Origin of the sequence: Acidithiobacillus ferrooxidans ATCC 23270, assembly GCF_000021485.1 — a bacterium.
GTDB classification, from domain to species: domain Bacteria; phylum Pseudomonadota; class Gammaproteobacteria; order Acidithiobacillales; family Acidithiobacillaceae; genus Acidithiobacillus; species Acidithiobacillus ferrooxidans.
Genome location: NC_011761.1, coordinates 555942 through 578320, shown reverse-complemented (window position 1 = coordinate 578320; position 22379 = coordinate 555942). Strand labels below are relative to the sequence as shown.

The window sequence follows — 22379 nt, the reverse complement described above, 5'->3', positions numbered from 1 at the left end:
GCGCTCCTTGACCCGGATGGAACCCGGGATTACGACCCTGCCGGTACATCCCGTCGGGCGAGACGTTCGAGCAGGCGTCCGTGAATCCCGCCGAAGGCACCGTTGCTCATGATGAGCACATCATCCCCCGGGCGCAATTCTGCGTCCAGCGCCCGCAAGAGCGCGTCCATATCGACATAAACTTGCGCAGCGGAATCCAGGGCGGCCGCCACATCCCAACCCAGATCTGCCGGAGCATAGACAAACGCTCGATCCGCGCCTTGCAAACTTGGTCCCAGCGTCTGCCGGTGCACCCCCATCTTCATGGTGTTGGAGCGTGGTTCCAGCACGGCAATCAGACGCTCCGTCCCCTCCATCCGCCCGCGCAGGGCCGTGATGGTGGCGGCGATGGCCGTGGGGTGGTGAGCAAAGTCGTCATACACCGCCACGCCGCCAGCCCGTCCGCGCAGCTCCAGGCGCCGCCGCACCCCCTGAAAGCTGCGCAATGCTGCACATCCGACCGCCAGCGGCACCCCGGCATGCCGCGCCGCCAGCAAGGCCGCCAATGCATTCTCGGCATTGAACGACCCGGCCATCTCCCAACCGACTTGCCCGCGCTCGACGCCCTGCTCCAGCACGGTAAAACGGCTGCCATCCACAGCGTCCAGCCGCACCTGCCACTCGCCCGTACCGGCAAAGCGTTGCAGGGGTGTCCAACAACCGCGCTCCAGCACCCGTTTCAGCGCTGGCACTCCATCCTTCACGATAATCGCGCCCGCGCCGGGTACGGTGCGCAGCAGGTGGTGAAACTGGGTGATGATCGCCTCCATATCCGGAAATATATCGGCATGATCGTATTCCAGATTGTTGAGTATCAGCGACCGCGGGTGATAGTGCACGAACTTGGAACGTTTATCGAAAAAGGCGGTGTCATACTCATCCGCCTCGATCACAAAAAAAGGGCTGTCCGTCAGCCGCGCCGATACACCGAAATTGCGCGCCTCCCCACCGATGAGAAACCCTGGATCGAGTCCTGCCTCCTGCAATATCCAGGTCAGGATGGAGGTCGTCGTGGTCTTGCCGTGGGTACCCGCCACGGCCAATACCCAGCGGCTTTGCAGTATCTCCCGGGACAGCCAGGCGGGACCGGAATCATAGGGCATCTGCCGGTCCAGAACCGCCTCCACACAGGGGTTGCCCCGCGACAGGGCGTTACCGATGAGTACCAGGTCGGGGACAGGATTCAGTTGAGCGGGATCATAGCCTTCATGGACCGTAACCCCTTCGCGGGCCAGCAGATCACTCATGGGAGGATAGGTGTGTGCATCCGAACCCGTTACCTGATGCCCCGCCGCCCGCGCCAGCAGCGCGATGCCTCCCATGAAAGTCCCGCAGACGCCGAGGACGTGGATATGCATGGTAGGCGGACCTAGTGCATGGTACTGCGCGCCGGTGCGCCGAGGCGTTGATCCAGCGCCTGATTGGCGAGTTCATAGAGCGCGTTGAATTTTTCCAGAAGCTCCTGATAACGGGCCATCATCTCCGCCTCTTCCGCCAGCACCGGATGATCGTCCAGGGAGCGCGTCAGCATATCCCGGGCCATACCCAGACGTTCCACCACCTCAAAATAGGCCCAGCCGTCCGGCGGCTGGGCGCTGGCCGCCGCAATCTCCTGCTGGTAGTACCAGACCAGAGCCGCCCGCGTCACCGCCTGCGCCGCCGTCATCTCCTCCGCCTCGGTCAACTGCCATTCATGGCTGACCGGCTCCTGCCAATCCAGATAGGTGTGCCAGCGCTGGCCGTTCTCATCCACCACGAATTCGAAGCGTACCCCCACCCCCTGATCGCCCAGCCGGGCAATCAGTCGCTCCGCCTCGTCCCAGTCTTCCGCATAGTCTGGCACTGCGCCACCGGGCACTGCGCCCATGACCAGGCGCTCCACTGCCTCGACAAATTCCTCGTCAAGGGGGGCGGTACGCGCATATTCCAAGGCATCATTGCTACTCAAAAAAGAGGCCATCCACAGGGCTGCTGGCGCTGGCATACAGCTTGCGTGGCATGCGTCCCGCCAAAAAAGCCTTACGCCCCGCCTCCACTCCCTGCCGCATCGCCTCGGCCATGAGAATGGGGTCTTTGGCGGCGGCAATGGCGGTGTTCAACAAAACGCCATCACAACCCAGCTCCAGCGCCACCGCCACGTCAGACGCCGTGCCCACGCCCGCATCCACGAGAATCGGTACCGTCGCCTGCTCCAGAATGATGCGCAGATTGTAAGGATTACGAATACCCAGACCGGAGCCGATGGGTGCCGCCAGCGGCATCACCGCTACACAGCCCATCTCCGCAAAGGTCTTGCAGGCCACCGGATCATCCACACTGTAGACCATCACCTCGAAGCCCTCGGCGATGAGGGTTTTGGCCGCATCGTAGGTCTGTCGCATATCTGGATATAGAGTCTGAGGGTCACCGATGACTTCCAGCTTGACCAGTTTCCAGTCACCCAGCTCCCGAGCCAGACGGCAGGTGCGCACCGCATCCTCCGCCGTGTAGCATCCCGCCGTGTTCGGCAGGATGGTAAAGCGGTCCGCCGGGAGAAACTCCAACAGATTAGGTGCGTCTTTACTCTGCCCCAGATTCATCCGGCGCAGCGCCACGGTGACGATCTCCGCGCCAGCCGCATCGATGGCCGCCCGGGTCTCGGCAAAATCCTTATATTTTCCCGTACCCACCAGCAGACGGGACTGGTACTCCCGCCCTGCAATCACCAAAGGATCTTTACGCATTGTGTTTGTCTTTCGCCTCAAAATAAGGGATTAGTGCGGAGCACTCAGCCGCCGCCTACCGCCTGGATGATCTCCAGGCGGTCGCCGGCCGACAGCGTCGCCGTGGCGTGGGTACTGCGCGGTACGATTTCACCATTGCATTCAACGGCCACACGGCGCTCCGCCCAGCCCAGCTCGGCCAGCAGCGCCCGCACCGTTATCTGCTCAGGCACCTCGCGGGCCACACCATTCACCAGAATCTGCATGATAGCGATGCTAGAACCTCACCGGAAGAGCGTCAAGCGAATGCGCCCGCCCGCGTGGCGCAGAGATCCCGAACGATCGCGGCAATGACGAATAACCCCATGTTCAGGGCGTAGGTATGGTCACCGCCGCCCCCGGTATCCCTACAGAAGCCTTCCATTGCTGCATCTTGCCGATGAGTGGCGATTCGGCGCATTGCTGTGAGGTAATCGAACTGCAGGCACTGGCCCACTCCCCGGTTACCCCGAAAAACTTTGCTGCGGATTGTAGTTGCTGGGACTGGGCACCCGTGGCCCGGGTACTGAGTGCCTGATAATGCGCCGCGCGTTTCTCCGCCCAAGCGGAGACATCCTGCCAACACGACGTCCGCGCAGCGGACGACATCGCCGCACACCGGGCGCTGTCCTGCCGTGCCTTGGTCATATCCCCCTGCCACGCACCGGAAAAGGATGTGCCGGCGTCGCTCAGCGTCTGCGCCGCGGAGGGCGCTGCCGGAATAGCCGGTGCGGCGGGAAGGGCTGGCGCTACGGTGGTCAAGGGCAGCGCGGCGGACGAATAACGAACCGGGGGCGGTGTTATGGAAGGCGCGGGCGGGCGGGAAACAACGGCTGGCGCACTGCGCACCGGTGCCGATGTGACGCGGGCAGGCGGCAATGGAGCTGCGGCAAAGGCCGGGTAGTTACCCACCATGCCTTGCGACTGCGGCGACATACCGTTCGTCGTAGTCGTCGCACACCCCGCCAGTATCAGCATGCCACCCATGGCGAGCACGGACCATTGCATCCAACCCATAAAGCACTCCTTCGTCAAATCATTAAAGTTGCGTTCGAGTCTAACATCAGGGCATGACTGCTCAAGAGCTTAATCCATGGCATGCCCCTGGAAACCCGCGTCGGAAGGTTGCCACCATGCTCGGTCTGGCCGCCGTGCGTTGACCACTCCCCTTCCGGTCCTTAGAATAGGCGATATCTACGTGGGAGGGGACCCCCTCCCTTTTTTTGCATCCTCTTGTTGGCGAGGTGGGGCATGCAGGCGGTCTTGGCATTGGCAGACGGCAGCATCTATCGCGGTATAGGCTTTGGTGCCACCGGATTGGCAGCAGGTGAAATCTGTTTTAACACCGCCATGAGTGGCTACCAGGAGATCCTTTCTGATCCCTCGTATCAGGGACAGATCATCACGCTCACTTATCCCCATATCGGCAATACCGGGGTCAACCCGGAGGACATGGAAGGTACCCGGATATTCTGCTCCGCTCTCGTCGTGCGCAATCTGCCACGGCAACCCAGCAGTTGGCGCAGCACCCAGGACCTGGCCTCCTTCCTGCAGACCCATCGAATTCCCGGCATCGCGGGAATCGACACCCGCGCTCTGACCCGCAGACTGCGGGATAGCGGCGCTCAGAATGCTGCCGTCCTCGTCGGAGAAGCGGCCAGCGAAGAGAAGGCCCTGGCTGCGGCGCGCGCTTTCCCAGGCCTCATCGGCCGTGATCTGGTGCAGGATGTGGGCTGCCGGGAGGCATACACCTGGGATCTCGCCAGCGGCACCCCCGAACAGGGCTATCACGCGCAGGCCGTCACCCGGACACAGTGCCATGTGGTGGTCTACGATTTCGGCACCAAACGGAATATCCTGCGCCTGCTGGCGGATCGGGCCTGCCGAATCACGGTGGTGCCGGCCCGCACCGCGGCCGCCGAGGTGATCGCCCTGCGCCCGGACGGCATACTCTTCTCCAATGGTCCCGGTGACCCAGCGGCCCTCGGCTATGCGGAAGAGGCCATGCGCCAAGTCATCGCCACGGGTATTCCCACCTTCGGACTCTGTCTGGGGCATCAGTTGCTGGGACGGGCCCTGGGCGCCAAAACCGTCAAGATGAAGTTCGGGCACCACGGTGCCAACCATCCGGTCAAAGACCTGCGCAGCGGTCGGGTGTTGATCACCAGTCAGAACCACGGTTTCGCGGTGGACGCGGACACCCTGCCGGAGTGCCTGGTGGCGACCCATGCCTCACTGTTCGACGGCAGCCTGCAGGGCATGGCGCATCGGGAGCTGCCCGTATTTTCCTTTCAGGGCCACCCTGAGGCCGGACCCGGGCCCCACGACGCCCGTGCAATTTTTGACGACTTCGTTCACGCCATGAACCAGTACGGAGGCCGTCACCATGCCTAAACACCAGGACATCAAAAGCGTCCTCCTCATCGGCGCCGGACCCATCATCATCGGCCAGGCCTGTGAATTCGATTATTCCGGCGTACAGGCCTGCAAGGCGTTGCGGGAAGAGGGTTGCCGGGTCATTCTGGTCAACTCCAACCCTGCCACCATCATGACCGATGCGCAGACTGCGGACGCCACCTATATCGAACCCGTCGAGTGGCAAACCGTGGCGCGCATCATCGCCATGGAACGCCCCGATGCCATTCTCCCCACCATGGGCGGTCAGACCGCACTGAACTGTGCCCTGGACCTACACCGGGAGGGGGTGTTGGAGCAGTACGGTGTCAAACTAATCGGCGCTTCCGTGGAAGCCATCCGTGAGGCCGAAGATCGCGGCCTCTTCAAAAAGGCCATGGAAGAAATCGGCCTGGAAGTGGCCCGCTCCGCTTTCGGCCATGATATGGAAGGCGCGCGCCAGATCGCGGAGGATATCGGCTTTCCGGTCATCATCCGGCCATCCTTCACCCTGGGCGGCACCGGCGGCGGCATTGCCTACAACCGTGAGGAATTTGAGGACATCGCGGCGCGCGGCCTGGAGGCCAGTCCTACCCACGAAATCCTCATCGAAGAATCCATCATCGGTTGGAAGGAATTCGAGATGGAAGTGGTCCGCGACCGGGCGGATAACTGTATCATCGTTTGCTCTATCGAGAACTTCGATCCCATGGGCATCCATACCGGGGACTCCATCACCGTAGCCCCCGCCCAGACTCTTACGGATCGTGAATACCAGCGCATGCGGGATGCCTCCATCGCCGTGTTGCGGCGTATCGGGGTGGATACCGGCGGCTCCAATGTACAGTTCGCCGTCAATCCCGAAGATGGGCGACTGATCGTCATCGAGATGAACCCGCGGGTGTCGCGTTCTTCGGCGCTGGCCTCCAAGGCCACCGGGTTTCCCATTGCCAAAATTGCCGCCAAGCTCGCACTGGGTTACACCCTGGATGAGCTGCGCAATGACATCACCCAGGCGACACCGGCGAGTTTCGAGCCGACCATCGATTATGTGGTCACCAAAATCCCCCGCTTCGCCTTCGAGAAGTTTCCCGAGGCCGATGCCCACCTGACCACTCAGATGAAGTCAGTGGGTGAAGTGATGGCCATTGGCCGCAGCTTCCAGGAGTCGCTGCAAAAGGCGCTGCGTGGCCTGGAGACGGGTGTGGATGGCCTGGATGAGAAACTCATCGGCAATGATCCGGACACCCTGCAAAAACTGGAACAGGAGTTACGGGTTCCCGGTGCCGATCGCCTCTGGTACCTGGCGGACGCCGTACGGCGCGGCTGGGATCAGGACAGCCTGCAACGCATCACCCGCATCGACCCCTGGTTTCTGGAGCAGATTTTCGAGATCATTCAGACCGAGGAAAGCCTGCGCGGTCTCTCTCTGGCGGGCCTCGACGATGCCCGGCTCCGCACCCTCAAAGGCATGGGTTTCTCGGACCGGCGGCTGTCCCGCCTGTTGGGTTGCCACGAGCAGCAGTTGCGTGAACAGCGCCAGAGGCTGGGTGTCCGCCCCGTCTACAAACGGGTGGATACCTGTGCCGCCGAGTTCCGCTCGCCGACTCCGTATCTCTACTCCACCTATGAGACGGAGTGCGAGGCGGAACCGGGTGTTAAACCCAAGATCATGATTCTGGGCGGCGGTCCCAACCGGATCGGACAGGGCATCGAGTTTGACTACTGTTGCGTGCATGCGGCCATGGCCCTGCAGGAGGATGGCTTTGAGACCATCATGGTCAACTGCAACCCGGAAACGGTGTCCACCGACTATGACACTTCCGATCGCCTGTATTTTGAGCCGCTCACCCTGGAAGACGTCCTCGAAATCGTCGCCGTCGAAAAGCCGCATGGTGTGATCGTCCAGTTTGGCGGCCAGACACCGCTGAAGCTCGCCAACGATCTGGAGGCCGCCGGGGTGCCCATCATCGGCACCACACCGGATTCCATCGATCTGGCTGAGGATCGCGAGCGCTTCCAGCAGCTTTTGCAACGCCTCGACCTGCGGCAACCGGAAAACGCCATTGCCCGGAGCGCCCCGGAAGCCCTGAGCAAGGCGCGAGCGCTGGGCTACCCGCTGGTGGTACGCCCCTCCTATGTGCTGGGCGGTCGCGCCATGCGCATCGTCTATGGGGAAGACGACCTGCAACGCTACATGTTGGAAGCGGTGCGCATCTCCAATGACCAGCCCATCCTCCTGGACCGTTTCCTGAATGACGCCCTGGAAGTGGACGTCGATGCCGTCGCCGACAGCGGGCAACAGGTGATCGTGGCTGGGATCATGGAGCACATCGAGCAGGCGGGAGTCCACAGCGGCGACTCGGCCTGCTGCCTGCCGCCCTACTCTCTGTCCCCGGCCATTCAAGACGAAATCCGGCGGCAGACCGTGGAACTGGCCCTGGCGCTCGGGGTGGTGGGCCTGATGAACTGTCAGTTCGCCGTCCAGAACGAGCGCATCTATGTGCTGGAGGTTAACCCGCGCGCGTCACGGACGGTACCTTTCGTCTCCAAGGCTACGGGATGGCCCCTGGCCAAAATCGCCTCCCGCTGCATGACCGGAAAGTCTTTGGCCGCGCAGGGCGTTCCACAGATTCCCAACCCGCCCCATTTCAGCGTCAAGGAAGCGGTCTTCCCCTTTATCAAATTTCCCGGCGTGGATATACTGCTAGGGCCGGAAATGAAGTCTACGGGCGAAGTGATGGGTATAGGCGCCAGTTTTGGTGAGGCTTTTCTAAAGGCGCAGGTTGGTGCGGGCGAACACTTTCCGAGCTCCGGCACGGTTTTTCTCAGTGTTCGCGATGCCGATAAAAAGGGGCTCACCCCGACCGCTCGGATCCTGTCCGAACTCGGGTTCAAACTGATCGCCACTGGGGGCACCGCAGCCTTCCTGCAGAAGGAAGGTCTGGAAGTCGCCCCGGTTAACAAGGTGACCGAAGGCCGTCCCCATATCGTCGATGCAATCAAGAACGGCAAGGTGCAGATCATCATCAACACCGTGGACGAACGCCAGTCGGTGCGGGATTCTTTCAGTATCCGCCGCGCCGCTCTGCAGATGGGATTGACCTATTACACTACCCTGGCTGGCGCCACCGCGGGCGCCGCCGCCATTCACGCTCTGATGACGGAAGAATGCAGCGTACTCCGGCTCCAGGATCTGAACCAGAAAAGTACCAGCACGAGGCAGATATGAATGATAAAATTCCCATGACGGTTATTGGTGCCCAGCGGCTGCGCGACGAGTTGCATCGCCTCAAAACCGTTGACCGCCCTACGGTGATTGAAGCCATTGCCGAGGCGCGCGCCAAGGGTGATCTGTCGGAAAATGCCGAATATGACGCCGCCAAGGAGCAGCAGGCTTTTATCGAAGGACGTATCCGTGAGGTGGAGGATTATCTGGCCCGTGCCCAGGTCATCGACCCCAAGCAACTGAATACCGGCGGTAAAATCGTTTTTGCGGCCACTGTGGAATTGGAAGATGCGGAAGGCAACGAGGTGACCTACCAGATCGTGGGTGATGCCGAGGCCGACCTCAAGGAAAACAAGATATCCATCAGTTCCCCCATTGCCCGCGCGCTCATCGGCAAGCATGAAGGCGATCCGGTTGAAGTGCGCGCCCCCGGCGGAACACGGGAATACACCATTCTTGCCGTGCGTTACATATAGATCATGATCGCATGACACACCATATCTACCTGCTGTTCCTGGCCATACTACAGGGCGTTACGGAGTTGTTTCCCATCTCCAGCCTGGGGCATATCATTTTGGTGCCAGCGCTCCTGCATTGGCCCATCAACCGGGACGCAGGATGGTTTCTGCCCTTTGTGGTCGTGCTCCACCTTGCCACGGCGACGGCGTTGCTCCTGTTCTTCTGGCGCGACTGGGCGGCACTGCTCGGCGGTTTCATTCGTGCGCGGGGACGCCCCGACAATCCTGACTCCCGGCTGTTATGGATTCTCTTCATCGCGTCCATTCCCGCCGGTTTGCTGGGCCTCGCCCTTGCCCACAAGATCAAGGCCCTGTTCGGCGGCTTCACCTTTGCCGCAGTGGCGCTGATGATCAACGGCATCATGCTCATCCTGGGGGATCGCCTGCGCGCGCGGCAACCTAGCCATTCGCTGGACAACCTGAGCTGGCCGCGTGCCATCGGTATAGGGTTTGCCCAGTCCCTTGCGTTGATTCCAGGATTTTCCCGTTCCGGCGCGACCCTGGTGGCGGGTATCGGTGTGGGGCTGGACTATGAAAATTCCGCAAAATTTTCCTTTCTGCTCGCCACGCCGATCATCGCGGCGGCCGGCATGCTGGAAGTGCCCAAGCTCTTTCACGCACAGATGCCGTCCGGGTTGCTCGGCACCATCTTTCTTGCGGGGCTTCTCTCCGGAATCTGCGCGTGGGCATCCGTATGGTTTCTGATGCACTATTTTCACAAGCATGAGATCAAGGCACTGCGGCCCTTTGGTATTTATTGCATCGCCTTTGGTGCGCTGGCACTGATCATCGGCGGCTACTGACCGTCCCCTGCTTCCCGGGCGTCCGGTTCCAGCAATAGTGCCACGCGTTTTCCGTTCCAGCTTTGCAGGGCGAGGAGCAATCCGACGACGGCAAGGAGATAAAAGACACCCTGCTCGCCGGCCATGCCCAGCCCCCAGCCACCGACCACACCCCCCGCGAATATCCCCAGAAACTGCATCAGCGAGTACACACCACTGGCCGCCCCCCGCTGTTCCTGGGTGGTGCTGCGGCTCATCATCGAGGGCAGAATCGCCGAGGCCACGTTATAACCCGTGAAGAAAATCACCGCTCCTACCGCCACCGGCCAGAAGTGACCAGCGAGCAAACCCATGAACAACGCTCCCGCAGCAATGGCAAGACCACTGAAGACCAGCATCTGTCCGTGCTGTCTGTGCCTTTCGGCGTGGATCACCGGGTAGAGCATGCCCGCCACCGAGAGCAGCATCACCGGCAGATACACTTCCCAGACGGCGCTGCCCGGAATGTGCATGGCCTTGACCAGTTCCGGGGAGAGCACCACAAAACTGGCCCCCAGCACCATCTGCAGGATGAAGATGCCGACACTGGCGGTCAGAACCGGGGGGTATCTGAATATCCTCAGGGCGTCACGCCAGTTCCCCATGCGCTGCTGCAGATTGCGGGGGATGGGGGGAATCACTTTCCACAGCGGTAATAGCGCAAGGACGCCGAGTGCGGCGGCTACCAGAAATACCCCGGTCAGCCCGGAGAGACCGTAAAAGACGGGTCCCATCGCCATCCCCAGAACATAGGCGATGGCGATGCTGCCGCCGATGGCGGCCATGGCCTTGGTGCGGTGCTGTTCACCGGTGAGGTCCCCTGCGGTGGCCAGGAGCACCGAGGAGACGGCGCCCGCACCCTGCAGCAGACGGGCGAGAATGATGCCCCAGATGTTGTGGGTGACCGCCCCCAGCAGGGAACCCAGGACGAAGATCAGCAGACCAAAGACCAGTACCCGCTTGCGCCCGAAACGGTCGGAGGCCACCCCGAAGGGAAACTGCAGGGCGGCCTGGGCCAGTCCGTAGATGCCAATGGCCAGGCCCAACAGCACCGGGGTGCTGTGGCGAAGCTGGTCGTTGTCCAGGGCCAGTACCGGCATGAGCATGAACAGACCGAGCATGCGCGCGACATAGATGAAGCTCAGTCCCGCCACCGCCCGCTTTTCGAACGGGCTCATGGGCGGGCCTTTGGCGGCCTCAGAAGAAGCCATAGCCCATCACCAGTTTACCCAGGATCAGGGCAGTAAAGAGTAAAAAAAGGTAGGAGATGGAGTAGGCGAACATCCGCCGCGCGTAGCGGTTCATCTCCGGGCCTTCGGGCAGACCTTTGAGACGCAGGGCCATGCCCACGAACCATGCGCCGGAGAGCCAGGCGATGGCTCCATATAACCAGTCGCCGGTGAGTAGCGCTGGCACCATACTGACGATCCAGGTGAGTATGGCGTAGTTCAGCACTTCCCGGCGGGTGCGGTCGACACCATGGGTCACCGGCAGCATGGGTATGCAGGCCTTGGCGTAGTCTTCCCGACAACAGATGGCCAGGGGCCAGAAGTGCGCCGGGGTCCAGACGAATACCAGCAGGACCAGCACCAGAGGCAGCACGGCGAGACTGCCGGTGATGGCGGTCCAGCCGATCAGTGGCGGCAGGGCACCGGCAAGGCCGCCCCAGACGATGTTCCAGGGCGTGCTGGGCTTGAGGTAGAGGGTGTAGACGACGCCGTAGCCGACGGTGCCCACCAGGGTCAGTACCAGGGTCAGAGGGTTGGTGCCCCAGGCGAGTACCGCAATGGCGGCGCACATCAATGTCATGGCATAGGCAATGGCACCAGCACGGCTGATGCGGCCTTCGGCCAGCGGCCGGTGGAGGGTGCGTCGCATGTGCTGGTCGAGGGCGGGTTCGACAATCTGGTTGAGTACCCCTCCTGCTCCACCGGCCAGCGCGATGCCCGCCAAACCAGCCAGCGCCGACTCCCAGTGCAACAGGGCGTCGGGGGCGAGGATCTCGCCCACTGCGGCGGTAAATACCAGCAGCGATACCACCCGCGCCTTGGCCAGAACCCAGAGATCGCGAAGATAAGACGGCCGTGCCCGGGGACCAGAAAGTTCGCCAATGCCGTCGCTGTGTAATCCTTCTTTTAACATGACGCTAGGACCTCCGGAATTCGCGCGGTCAGTGCATCATGCCCGGCATAATCATCGTGCGCAGATACAATTGCGAGAACATCCACCAGGTCAGTCCGATGGTAATCAGAAAAAGCGGCATGAACAGCACCAGCGCCACGGTATTCCAGATGTTGTGTTCGGAAACATCGATATGCAGCAGGAAGTAGATCTGCGCGATAATCGCTATGCCCGCGCAGACCGAGATGACCATCAGCAAACCGAATGGCGGCACGGCACGCGATGCCACCAAAAAGGTAGCGACGAACATCAGGATGCTGGAAATCGCGAACCCTGAAAAATATCCCCGGGAAGTGGACATCTGTACTTCCGGATGCAATGTCGGATCATCGTGACCGTGACTCATGACATATATCCCCATAAATAAACGAACACGAACACAAACACCCAAATGATCGCCTGCAAATGCCAAAACATACGCAGTGTCAACAACCGGCCCACCACCTCAGTAGTAAAGCCCTTGGTCAGCACTTGGGCCATCATCACCAGAATCCAGATCAACCCGAAGAAAACATGGGCGGCATGTACCTGGGTCAGGATAATAAACGCCGATATACCGCCACTGGTGGCAACCGTGATACCCAATGACGCCAGTTGCGTCATGTCATGGATGTCCAGTGCCAGAAACAATACACCAAACACGAAAGCCGCGAGCAACCCATTGATCACCGCGCTTTTGTTTTTGTGCTTGAGTGCATTCATGCCAAAACCATAAGCCAGCACGCTGACAAACAGCGCCATGGTCTGAGCAAACGTATACCAGGGCTTGACAAAGTCGGCCGGGGTAGGACCACCAAAATAACTGTGCTGGTAACTCAGTACGCCATAAGCGGCAAAAAGTGTCGCAAACAGCATGCCGTCGCTCAGCAGATACATGAAATAACCAAAGGTGCGGGTGGAGATCACATCATGCTGATAGTGACTTTTATCCCATAATTCTGCTGTTTTCGGATCCACATTACTGGTATGAGAACTCATAAAAACTCCTCAATCTACCGTTCATTAACGGGTAGCCGATGCCTCGGCCACCACCTGTCAGGGTCATCAACTGCGATGATGATCCAGCCCCACGGATGAGCTCGGCTGCGAAGCCAGTGGCGGCAGGTCAGAACGCTCATAGGCTATTGCCTCACCCAATACGCCGCCGCCGACCCGATGCTGCTGTTTACCTATCCCTGCTTCCCGGCGCATAGCTGCCTTTTCCATCTGTTCCAGTTCCGCCGCGGTAATGATGTAACCCGGATCACCCTTGAAGGAGCGGTAGATTACGAGTGCAATGATTGCCAGCAGGGAGAAGGCACAAAGCCACCAGATACGCCATACCAGGGCGAAACCCAGCACAAAGGTCAGGCCGCCAAGGACAATGGCCACACCGGTATTATTGGGCATATGGATATCTTCATAGTGATCGGGCTGAACATGATCGATGCCGTTATCACGCCGCCAGGCCACTTCATCGCGCGCATTGATGTGCGGCAGTACGGCAAAGTTATAAAATGGCACAGGAGAATGGGTAAGCCATTCCAGCGAGCGGGAGGTACCCCAGGCATCCGCGCCAACCTGGTTGCTCGCATGATCGCGGACACTGACATAAAGCAGCGCGAAAAATGCGAGGACGGAAAGCGTATACACCACGATACCGAATTCCATCACCAGCAGATAAGGATGCCAAGCGGTGTTGAACACATAATCCAGACGCCGGGTCATACCCATGAAACCGAGCATGTACATCGGCACGAACACCAGCACCGTACCGGCAGAAAAGAGCCAGAACATGGTCTTTGCCCAGAACTCATTCAGCTTGAAGCCGAAGACCTTGGGAAACCAGTAGATCACCGAAGCAAAAATGGCGTACACAATCGTCAACAGCATGGAATGGAAATGCGCGACCACAAAAACGCTGTTGTGGACCATGTAATTGATGGCCGGAACCGCCAGCATCATGCCCGTCAATCCGCCGACCAGCAGCAGGAAAAGCGCGCCGATGGCCCACAGCATGGCGGCGTTGAAAGTCAGACGCCCACGATACATGGTGAATGCCCAGTTGAACACCTTCACACCCGTAGGAATGCCGACCAGCATGGTGGCCACACTGAAGGCGCTGTTGACGTAGGGCCCGGCGCCCATGGTAAAGAAATGATGCAGCCAGACCAGCCAGGAAACGCCGGCAATGGCCATACTGGCGAGTACCATGGTCATGTAGCCAAATAATGGTTTTTCGGAAAAGGTCGGAAAGATTTCCGACATCATGCCGAAGGCCGGAAGAATCACGAAATAGACTTCCGGGTGGCCCCATATCCAGAATAGATTGGTATAGAGCATCAGATTGCCACCCAGACCCGCCGTGAAGAAATGCGCGCCCAGATAGCGGTCTGCAGCAACCAATGCAAGTGCCACCTGCAGTGCCGGAAAAGAAGTCAGGGCAATCACGTTCGACGCAATCGAAGCCCAGACAAAGATCGGCAAACGACCCCAGGTCATACCCGGCGCGCGCATCTTGATGATGGTCGCCAGAATGTTGATGCCGCCCAAGGTGGTCCCCAGCGCCAACAACTCCATGGTCCATATCCAGTAGTCCACACCGACGCCCGGGCTGTATTGCAACTCGAAGATCGGTGCATAACCGAACCAGCCATTGTGCGCGAAATCACCCACGAACAGGGAAATCATGATCAATGCCCCGGCCGCGGCGGTGAACCATAGCCCCAACGCATTCAGGTAGGGGTAGGCCATGTCCCGGGCACCGATCTGAATGGGCACGATGATGTTCATGAAGCCGACGAGCAACGGCGTGGCTGCCAGCAGAATCATGATCACCCCATGGGCACTGTAGACCTGCCCGAAATGGAACGGAGTCAGGTAACCGTGCGTCGCACCGAACACTCCCGAGGAATGTGGGCCTACCGCCCAGGCCTGCTGTGTCCGGATCATCAGACCATCGATGAAACCCCGGAACAGCATCACCAAACCGATGAGGATGTACATCACCCCTAGTTTTTTGTGATCCACGGTGGTCAGCCATTCCTTCCACAGGTAGGTCCATTTCCCGTAGTACGTGATCAGACCCAGCACCAGGATGGCCCCAATGACCACCGCGACAAACAGCGGCGCCAGGATGGGGTTGTCGTAAGGAATCTGAGACCAGGCAAGGCGCCCCAGCATGGGGTTCCAGCCCCCGGCTAAATCTACGAGCATCTGTCAATTCTCCTGTTGTTTAGTCGCGGTGTTCGGCGTTCTGCTTCTGCATATACGCCACCATGTTTTCCGTCATCATCGGCGGGATGGGCCAGGTTTTACCCTTCATGACCTCGTCGACGACATGGTCGAACAAACCGTCCGGCACCGACGAGAAATAGGCCACCTTATGATGCACATTGATATAAGGGTCGGCGTAGTCATTGAAGCTGGCGTAGGTCATGGATGTCGGAGATTGCTGCACCTTCCGCACCCACTCGCGGAAGTCGGCCGACTTCACTATCCTGGTCTTGAACGTCATCCAGGAGGTGCCCGCGCCGGCATAGTCCGAAGCAATGCCCTGGTATTCCCCGACATGGTTGCTTTCCAGGGCGTTTTTCGTACGCATGCCGGGCATTACGTCGATCATGCCCACCAGTTGTGGAATGAAGAATGTCGTGGTCACCGCAGAGGAGGTCAGACGGAAAAATACCGGGGTATGCGCGGGCAGCACCAGCTCGTTGGCCGCGGCCATATGATACTGCGGGTATACAAAAAGCCACTGCCAGTCGGTTGCGATGACATCCACCTCGACCGGATCACTTACGGGTTTCAGATGGTTGGTAATCACCGTCGGATTATATGGATTTAGCTCGAAGGTGCCGGTTACCGCAAAATAGGACAAAAAGCCGACGGCAATGATGGGAATACCCCAGACAACCACTTCGATGGTGTTGGAATGGGACCAGGTAGGATCATATTTCCCCCGGTTTTTGCCCTTCTGGTAGCGCCACATGAACCAGATCACCAGGAGCGCCGTCAGGCCGACGATGCTGCCCATGATCCCGACATCCACCAGCAGATAAAACAGGTTGGTATCGGCCATCAACCCTTTTGGATCGAATATCCAAAAGGGGTTACCCGCGCAGCCACTGAGCAACAGAATCGGCGCGAGGACGGCATGGCGGCACCCGTTTTTAAGGTTATTCCTCCACTTCACTTGCATTGATATTTCTCCCTGACGGACTTCAGACCATCCGCGATATGACAGGATAGCGATCACTATCCGATTACCTTCCCCGACACTGCATGCAGATCAGGATTTCTATGGGCTTCCACCGCACAGCGGCCGCCGAACCACGGCGTCCGGGCTGCCGGCGATTCTGCAGCAGGCCGGCATTGGCACCAGTTTTCACCACTTCCGTAAATCATATAAATTTATACTATTACTGCCTATTGATTACCTGGCAGTAAAACTAGTGCAGGCGGGGGCGCAAAGCAATAGGGATTTGCCTCAAATATTTTTGGGCTTATGTAAATAGTATTAGTGATGTGCGTGCGCCCAAAAGATAAATCATAATATTACCTTTATCTTATTAAGACGCATCTGAAAACCATCTGTGGAACAAATGGTTGGTTAATGTTCGCTCATGAAATATAACACTAGTGAAAACCGTATATTTACTTATTAGTATAGTGTAATATTCTATCCAGGCAGATCACGGATCAATTTCCCCCGGCTAATTTTTAAAAATATAAAACCATCTGTGAGTATTTTTAGCGTAAAAAACCATGCTCCATTTGCCTGCAGAACGGCACTTGTTTCCCCGAAAATATCCGCTCCGTCCTCCTGCAATCGAAAATCCGATGATGGCCAGGACTGTACGGACAAAGCCGGGTCCTCCGTATCTGCGCATTTCTGCGCCAAAACAGCGGACGCCCCGGCGGAAGTCGCCCTTTTCTTGCCTGCTGGCCATGCTAAACTCTGGCCATGACTACCCGGCCTTCCGTCCTTATTCTGCTCAGCGCGGCGCAACGTCTTCGCCTCGATGACGGCACCGAGGTTGCTACCGGATTCTGGGCCGAAGAGCTGGTGACACCCTGGCAGATACTGCGCGAAGCAGGATGGCAAACGCACGTCGCCACTCCGGGCGGGGTGCGGCCGTCGGTCGATGCCGAGAGTCTCGAGCCCGCCGCTCTTGGGGGCGATACCCGCAAGGCCGCCCGGTTATGCGACGCCGTGGCGCAGATCACGGACTTAACCACACCTGCCGATTTGAATGCGCTGACGGGCGAGGACCTGGACGCCTTGGCCGGTGTTTTCATTCCCGGCGGCAATGGGCCGCTCATGGACCTCTGCCGGGCACCGGCGATGGATCGCCTGCTGCGCTACTGCCTAGCGACGGCAAAGCCCGTCGCCACCCTCTGCCACGGCAGCGCAGCACTCCTCGCCACCTGCGGTGGGGCGGACCGTTCGCCTTTCCTGGGGCAACGGGTAACCTGCTTCAGTGCGGCGGAAGAATCGGCAACAGCGCTGGCCGGGCGTTGGCCTTATACCCTCGAAGACCGGCTCCGGCAGGAAGGCTTCCTGGTCAGCGTCGGCGTTCCGTGGCAAAGCCATGTGGTCACGGACCACCTCATCCTCAGCGGCCAGAATCCGGCCTCTGGGGCCGCACTTACCCATGCTTTCATACAACGCCTCACCTCCACCCCAACACATAAAGGAAAAGCACATGAATACTGACGCACTCAAAAAAATGGCGGCCGAAGCCGCTCTGCGCTATATCCAGCCCGGCATGGTCGTCGGGGTGGGCACTGGCTCCACCACCAACTTCTTCATCGAAGCATTGGGCGCTGCCAAGATTCATGTGGACGGCTACGTCGCGTCCAGCATCGCTACCGAAAACCGCCTCAAGGCACAGGGCCTCAATGTGCTCGAACTGAATGCCACGGGCGATATTCCGGTCTATATTGACGGCGCTGACGAGGCCGACCCGCATTTCCGCCTCATCAAGGGCGGCGGCGGTGCCCTTACCCGCGAAAAGATCGTCGCCAGTGCCGCCCGACTGTTCGTGTGTATTGCGGATGACAGCAAGGATAGACCCATGCTCGGCAAATTCCCCCTCCCTGTGGAAGTGATTCCTTTTGCCCGCAGCTTTGTCGCCCGGCAACTGGTGAAGATCGGTGGCAGCCCCACCCTGCGCAGCGGTATCACCACGGACAACGGCAATGTCATCCTCGACGTCACCGGACTCGATTTCTCCGATCCGTTGCGGATGGAAGAAACCATCAATGCGATCCCGGGGGTGCTGGATAATGGCATCTTTGCCCATCGGCGTGCGGATGTGATGCTGTTTGGCAGCGCGGGCGGCGTCATCGAACGCAAGGCATAAGCGCCAGCGGCATCCTGAATGGAGGGAGAGTATGGAAGGCGAAATAGATCACCGCAGTACCCGCCGAGACTATGTGCACAGCGAACTGCATCGCAAGGATCTGAATCCCGATCCGTTTCATCAGTTTTCCGACTGGCTGGCGGCAGCGATCGCGGCACACAACTTTGATGCGACAGCCATGGCACTGGCGACAAGCGACGCGGAGGGGCATCCTGACGTGCGAATCGTGCTTCTCAAGCATTTTGATGAAAGCGGTCTGTGCTGGTACACCGATCAGCGCAGCCCCATGGGACGGCAACTGGCGGCCAACCCGCAGGCAGCCGTAGTATTTTACTGGCCGGAAAATGACCGGCAGGTGCGGGTGGACGGCACCGTCGAAAAACTCAGCGATGTCGAGGCGGATGCCTATTTTCAGCAACGTCCCGAAGGCAGCCGCTTTGCCGCTGCCGCTTCCGAGCAGAGTCAGCCCATCGCCAGTCGCGCTGCACTGGAGCAGCGCGTAGCGGCCTTACGGGCCCGTTATCCCGCCGGGGACGTCCCGCGCAACCCCGCCTGGGGCGGCTACCGTCTGCAGCCGGAACACTTCGAGTTCTGGCAGGGACGCCGCAGCCGGTTGCACGACCGTTTCCGTTACAGCCGCCCGGCCGACACCGGCGGCGCGTGGGTGATTCAGCGGCTGATGCCCTGAAGAAAGCGACGCGGCGCTAAAATGACTCCAGCTGCGCCGCGTAGTCCACCACGATCATCCGGTAGATGTGCTCCCCCAGTTGCACATGGGCGGACTGCGGGGCACCGATGCGGATCGTGTTACCCCCCGCCACACTCAATCCCGAGGGCCCGAAGTGCTCCTGCTCGATGAGGTCGTTGAGCAGTGCCACCAACTCCTCCCGGGGTGCCGAGGCGGTATTGTCGATCAACCTGCACGGCTTACCCCGTTTGGTCATACCCTCCACGATGACCGCACCTGAACACAGAGGTGGCAAACCGTTCTCTTCCGCTATCGGTGATTCCTGAACCATGTTTTCCTGCTCCTGAGCCTTCAATCGCGAAATAACCAAGGTGCCGTTTGCCGTCGCCGTGCCTCATAGACCCGGATAGCGTTGTCCCGCTGCAGAGTGAGCTGAATGTCATCCAGACCGTGCATCAGTTTATGCTTGTGGCCCGCATCCATGGGGAAGGCGTAGCGGCTATCGCCCATGGTCTGTACCTCCTGTGCGGGCAGGTCGATGCGCAGACGGTAGCCGGGGTTCGCCGCCACTTCATGGAAGAGATGATCCACCACATCCATGGGCAAGCGTACCAGCAGGATGCCATTCTGTACGCAATTATTGGCGAAAATATCGGCGAAACTCGGGGCAATCACTGCCCGAAAGCCGTAATCCGCCAAGGCCCAGGGTGCATGTTCACGGCTGGAACCACAGCCGAAGTTCTCCCGAGCCAACAGGATCTGTGCACCCGCATAGGCGGGCTGATTGAGCACGAAATCCGGGTTGTTTACCTGCTTTCCATCCCGTTCCAGATAACGCCAGGCGTCAAAGAGGTGTTTACCCAGCCCCTTGCGCTCGATGGTCTTGAGGAATTGCTTGGGGATAATTGCATCGGTGTCCACGTTGGGACGATCCAGCGGCGCAACCACCGCTTCTACTACGGTAAAGGCTTCCATTATCTCTCCATCCGACGCTGTATGACATACTCCATGGCCGCACATTCTGCTGACCAGCCACGGGTTGCCGCAAAAACACCGATCTCCACCATGCCCAGACTGCACAAGCCCAAGGCGAGGCGCAGTAACCAGGACCGCGCGCGCTTTTTAGTGCATGATCCAGTCACGCACATCCACAAAATGGCCGGCAATGGCAGCCGCTGCGGCCATGGCGGGGCTCACCAGGTGGGTCCGTCCTCCAGCGCCCTGACGCCCTTCAAAATTGCGATTACTGGTGCTCGCGCAACGCTCCCCCGGCTCCAGGCGGTCGGCGTTCATGGCCAGACACATGGAGCAGCCTGGCTCCCGCCATTCAAAACCGGCATCCCGGAAGATGCGGTCCAGGCCTTCGGCTTCCGCCTGCGCCTTGACCAGACCGGAGCCCGGCACTACCAGCACCGCCTTGACCGACGCAGCCTTGTGATGGCCTCTGGCAACCGCCGCCGCCGCCCGCAAGTCTTCAATGCGGGCATTGGTGCAGGAGCCGATGAATACCTTGTCCAGCGCTATCGAAGAAATGGGTGTTGCGGCCGCCAGATCCATGTAAGCCAGTGCATCACTCCAGCCCTTGCGCCGCACCGGGTCCTTTTCCAGTGCAGGATCGGGGACCCGCGCAGAAATATCCACCACCATCTCCGGGCTGGTGCCCCAGGTGACCTGGGGGGCCACATCCGTGGCCTCCAGACGAATCTCTGCGTCAAACTGCGCATCAGGGTCGCTGTGGAGTTCGCCCCAGACCGCAACCGCCTGATCCCAGATCTTGCCGACCGGGGCATAGGGGCGGCCACGGAGATAATCGATGGTGACGGCATCCACACCCACCATGCCCGAGCGCGCACCCGCTTCAATGGCCATATTGCACAGGGTCATACGGCCTTCAACCGACAGCGCATGCACCGCAGGTCCGGCAAACTCGATGGCGTAGCCAGTGCCACCCGCCGTGCCGATTCGCCCGATGATGGCCAGCACCAGATCTTTCGCGGTCACCCCATTGCCCAGCTCACCCTCCACCCAGATGCGCATGGATCTGGATTTGCGCGCCCACAGGCACTGGGTCGCCAGCACGTGCTCCACTTCGGTGGTGCCGATCCCGAAGGCCAGCGCCCCCAACGCCCCATGGGTCGCCGTGTGGGAGTCGCCACAGACCACCGTCATGCCCGGCAGGGTCAGGCCCTGTTCCGGTGCAATGACGTGAACAATGCCCTGACGCTTATCGTGCATACCAAATTCTTCGATGCCAAACTCCGCACAGTTCCGGTCGAGGGTATCCACCTGCAAGCGCGAGGTGGCGTCGGCAATCCCTGCGGCGCGATCAGTGGTCGGCACGTTGTGGTCGGCCGTTGCGATATTGGCATCAATGCGCCACGCCTTGCGGCCCGCCGCCCGCAGCCCGGAAAAGGCCTGCGGGCTGGTCACTTCGTGCAACAATTGACGGTCGATATAGAGCAACACTCCGCCGTCCTGCTCCGTATGGACCACATGGCTTTCCCATAATTTATCGTAGAGCGTTTTTGCAGACACCACTTGTCTCCTCAGAAAATTGTCGTTCCCGGTCCACCGACGGTCCGCGTCAGGCGGACGGGGATACCGCCTCTATCCAGGCCGCATCTATGGCACAGTCGTTGTTCGGCTGAATGGCGAAATAGTCCCGCACCTCGGTGGCGGCATGCGCGCACAGACTGCGGATCGCGGTGACCCGCAGCTCCGGGGTCCGCATGCGCGCAATCCAACTCTCAAAGCGCAAAGGCAATTTCCAGGCCTGATGGTCGCTGACAACGAAACCCGCCCGGACCAGCATGTCTTCCCACTCAGAGCGTCGATAATCGCGCACATGGGAGGCATCCCGCAAGACTTCGACGCTTTGCAGCAGGGTATCCAGCAGCGGCGTTTCCGGTGCGATAACATCGATCACCACCAGTCTGCCCTCCGGTTGGAGCACCCGCCGCACTTCCTTCAGGGCACGCGGCACATCCGCCCAGTGGTGCGCCGAGAAGCGGGTCACCACCAGATCAAAGCAGGCATCGGCGAAAGGCAAAATTTCCGCCACGCCTTGCTGCGTCCGCACATTCGCCAGCTTGCGCCGCTGCGCCTCGGCCGCCACCACCAGCAGCATCTCAGCCGAGAGATCATAAGCCGTTACCTCCATGACTTCGCCAGCCAGCGCATAGCTCGCGTGTCCGGCACCGCAACCGAGGTCCAGCACCCGCCAATCGCGCTGACCATCAGCCAACGCACGCAACCGCTGCAGATCAGCCCCCTGCGCATGGGTGGGGCTCTGCAGGTAATCCATTGCGGCGACACCAAACTGTGCATCTACCAATTTTTGTTGGTCCATGATCAATCCTTACACTGTCGTATTTAACGGCATGAATGCATCCTACGATTCTTGTTAAACTGGTACAATATG

The 22379-nt window shown here is 59.8% G+C and carries 22 protein-coding genes; 7 read left to right on the top strand and 15 right to left on the bottom strand.

The features are described from left to right. Positions 1-29 precede the first annotated feature (29 nt). The 5 genes from mpl to AFE_RS03020 form a co-directional block, all read right to left on the bottom strand. Entirely contained in the window at positions 30-1397 is a 1368-nt protein-coding gene (gene mpl, locus AFE_RS03040; protein WP_012536259.1) for a UDP-N-acetylmuramate:L-alanyl-gamma-D-glutamyl-meso-diaminopimelate ligase, read from the bottom strand. Between the two features lie 11 nt (positions 1398-1408). Then, the gene (locus AFE_RS03035) at positions 1409-1987 is read right to left on the bottom strand and encodes a hypothetical protein (RefSeq protein WP_225487412.1); all 579 of its coding nucleotides are present in this window, start codon (positions 1985-1987) and stop codon (positions 1409-1411) included. Next, the gene (locus AFE_RS03030; RefSeq protein ID WP_012536257.1) at positions 1980-2762 is read right to left on the bottom strand and encodes a thiazole synthase; all 783 of its coding nucleotides are present in this window, start codon (positions 2760-2762) and stop codon (positions 1980-1982) included. Before AFE_RS03030 ends, AFE_RS03035 begins: the two co-directional genes overlap by 8 nt. Before the next feature lie 44 nt (positions 2763-2806). Beyond that, entirely contained in the window at positions 2807-2995 is a 189-nt protein-coding gene (gene thiS, locus AFE_RS03025; protein WP_230959330.1) for a sulfur carrier protein ThiS, read from the bottom strand. A gap of 115 nt (positions 2996-3110) precedes the next feature. Then, positions 3111-3797: a hypothetical protein gene (locus AFE_RS03020; RefSeq protein WP_012536256.1), complete on the bottom strand. Its 687-nt coding sequence runs from the start codon at positions 3795-3797 to the stop codon at positions 3111-3113. 234 nt (positions 3798-4031) lie between these two features. On the opposite strand from AFE_RS03020, the gene carA reads away from it, so the two are divergent. The 4 genes from carA to AFE_RS03000 are packed head-to-tail and all read left to right on the top strand — an operon-like array spanning position 4032 to position 9724. Continuing rightward, the gene (gene carA, locus AFE_RS03015) at positions 4032-5174 is read left to right on the top strand and encodes a glutamine-hydrolyzing carbamoyl-phosphate synthase small subunit (RefSeq protein ID WP_012536255.1); all 1143 of its coding nucleotides are present in this window, start codon (positions 4032-4034) and stop codon (positions 5172-5174) included. Beyond that, entirely contained in the window at positions 5167-8406 is a 3240-nt protein-coding gene (carB, locus tag AFE_RS03010; RefSeq protein WP_012536254.1) for a carbamoyl-phosphate synthase large subunit, read from the top strand. Before carA ends, carB begins: the two co-directional genes overlap by 8 nt. Then, the gene (greA, locus tag AFE_RS03005; RefSeq protein ID WP_009564109.1) at positions 8403-8879 is read left to right on the top strand and encodes a transcription elongation factor GreA; all 477 of its coding nucleotides are present in this window, start codon (positions 8403-8405) and stop codon (positions 8877-8879) included. Before carB ends, greA begins: the two co-directional genes overlap by 4 nt. Before the next feature lie 11 nt (positions 8880-8890). Next, complete coding sequence (locus AFE_RS03000) at positions 8891-9724, top strand: undecaprenyl-diphosphate phosphatase (protein ID WP_012536253.1); 834 nt, start codon at positions 8891-8893, stop codon at positions 9722-9724. Here the strand turns inward: AFE_RS03000 and AFE_RS02995 are convergent. From AFE_RS02995 to AFE_RS02970, 6 genes are all read right to left on the bottom strand, one after another. Beyond that, positions 9718-10920, bottom strand: coding sequence for an MFS transporter (locus tag AFE_RS02995; RefSeq protein WP_012536252.1), 1203 nt, complete (start codon positions 10918-10920; stop codon positions 9718-9720). The genes AFE_RS03000 and AFE_RS02995 overlap by 7 nt on opposite strands. Before the next feature lie 19 nt (positions 10921-10939). Beyond that, the gene (locus AFE_RS02990) at positions 10940-11884 is read right to left on the bottom strand and encodes a heme o synthase (protein WP_012536251.1); all 945 of its coding nucleotides are present in this window, start codon (positions 11882-11884) and stop codon (positions 10940-10942) included. 28 nt (positions 11885-11912) lie between these two features. Continuing rightward, the gene (locus AFE_RS02985) at positions 11913-12269 is read right to left on the bottom strand and encodes a cytochrome o ubiquinol oxidase subunit IV (protein WP_012536250.1); all 357 of its coding nucleotides are present in this window, start codon (positions 12267-12269) and stop codon (positions 11913-11915) included. Further along, complete coding sequence (locus AFE_RS02980; protein WP_012536249.1) at positions 12266-12901, bottom strand: cytochrome c oxidase subunit 3; 636 nt, start codon at positions 12899-12901, stop codon at positions 12266-12268. Before AFE_RS02980 ends, AFE_RS02985 begins: the two co-directional genes overlap by 4 nt. A 66-nt stretch (positions 12902-12967) precedes the next feature. Further along, positions 12968-15118 carry a cbb3-type cytochrome c oxidase subunit I gene (locus tag AFE_RS02975; protein ID WP_012536248.1) on the bottom strand — a complete coding sequence of 717 codons (2151 nt, stop codon included), beginning with the start codon at positions 15116-15118 and terminating at the stop codon, positions 12968-12970. Positions 15119-15137: 19 nt separating this feature from the next. Beyond that, positions 15138-16103 (bottom strand): ubiquinol oxidase subunit II, encoded by a 966-nt coding sequence (locus tag AFE_RS02970; protein WP_012536247.1) that lies wholly within the window; start codon positions 16101-16103, stop codon positions 15138-15140. Between the two features lie 765 nt (positions 16104-16868). On the opposite strand from AFE_RS02970, the gene AFE_RS02960 reads away from it, so the two are divergent. The 3 genes from AFE_RS02960 to pdxH are packed head-to-tail and all read left to right on the top strand — an operon-like array spanning position 16869 to position 18958. Continuing rightward, on the top strand, positions 16869-17621 hold the full coding sequence (locus tag AFE_RS02960) for a type 1 glutamine amidotransferase domain-containing protein (protein WP_012536246.1): 753 nt from the start codon (positions 16869-16871) through the stop codon (positions 17619-17621). Next, a complete protein-coding gene (gene rpiA / locus AFE_RS02955) occupies positions 17611-18270 on the top strand; it encodes a ribose-5-phosphate isomerase RpiA (RefSeq protein WP_009560936.1) in 660 nt (219 codons plus the stop codon). Before AFE_RS02960 ends, rpiA begins: the two co-directional genes overlap by 11 nt. Before the next feature lie 31 nt (positions 18271-18301). After that, positions 18302-18958 (top strand): pyridoxamine 5'-phosphate oxidase, encoded by a 657-nt coding sequence (gene pdxH / locus AFE_RS02950; RefSeq protein ID WP_012536245.1) that lies wholly within the window; start codon positions 18302-18304, stop codon positions 18956-18958. 16 nt (positions 18959-18974) lie between these two features. Here pdxH and AFE_RS02945 read toward each other — a convergent pair whose 3' ends face one another. The 4 genes from AFE_RS02945 to AFE_RS02930 form a co-directional block, all read right to left on the bottom strand. Next, the gene (locus tag AFE_RS02945; protein ID WP_012536244.1) at positions 18975-19289 is read right to left on the bottom strand and encodes a hypothetical protein; all 315 of its coding nucleotides are present in this window, start codon (positions 19287-19289) and stop codon (positions 18975-18977) included. 20 nt (positions 19290-19309) lie between these two features. Beyond that, positions 19310-19933, bottom strand: coding sequence for a 3-isopropylmalate dehydratase small subunit (gene leuD, locus AFE_RS02940; protein WP_009562654.1), 624 nt, complete (start codon positions 19931-19933; stop codon positions 19310-19312). 147 nt (positions 19934-20080) lie between these two features. Further along, on the bottom strand, positions 20081-21493 hold the full coding sequence (gene leuC / locus AFE_RS02935) for a 3-isopropylmalate dehydratase large subunit (protein ID WP_012536243.1): 1413 nt from the start codon (positions 21491-21493) through the stop codon (positions 20081-20083). Positions 21494-21542: 49 nt separating this feature from the next. Next, on the bottom strand, positions 21543-22307 hold the full coding sequence (locus AFE_RS02930; RefSeq protein ID WP_012536242.1) for a class I SAM-dependent methyltransferase: 765 nt from the start codon (positions 22305-22307) through the stop codon (positions 21543-21545). Positions 22308-22379: the final 72 nt, after the last annotated feature.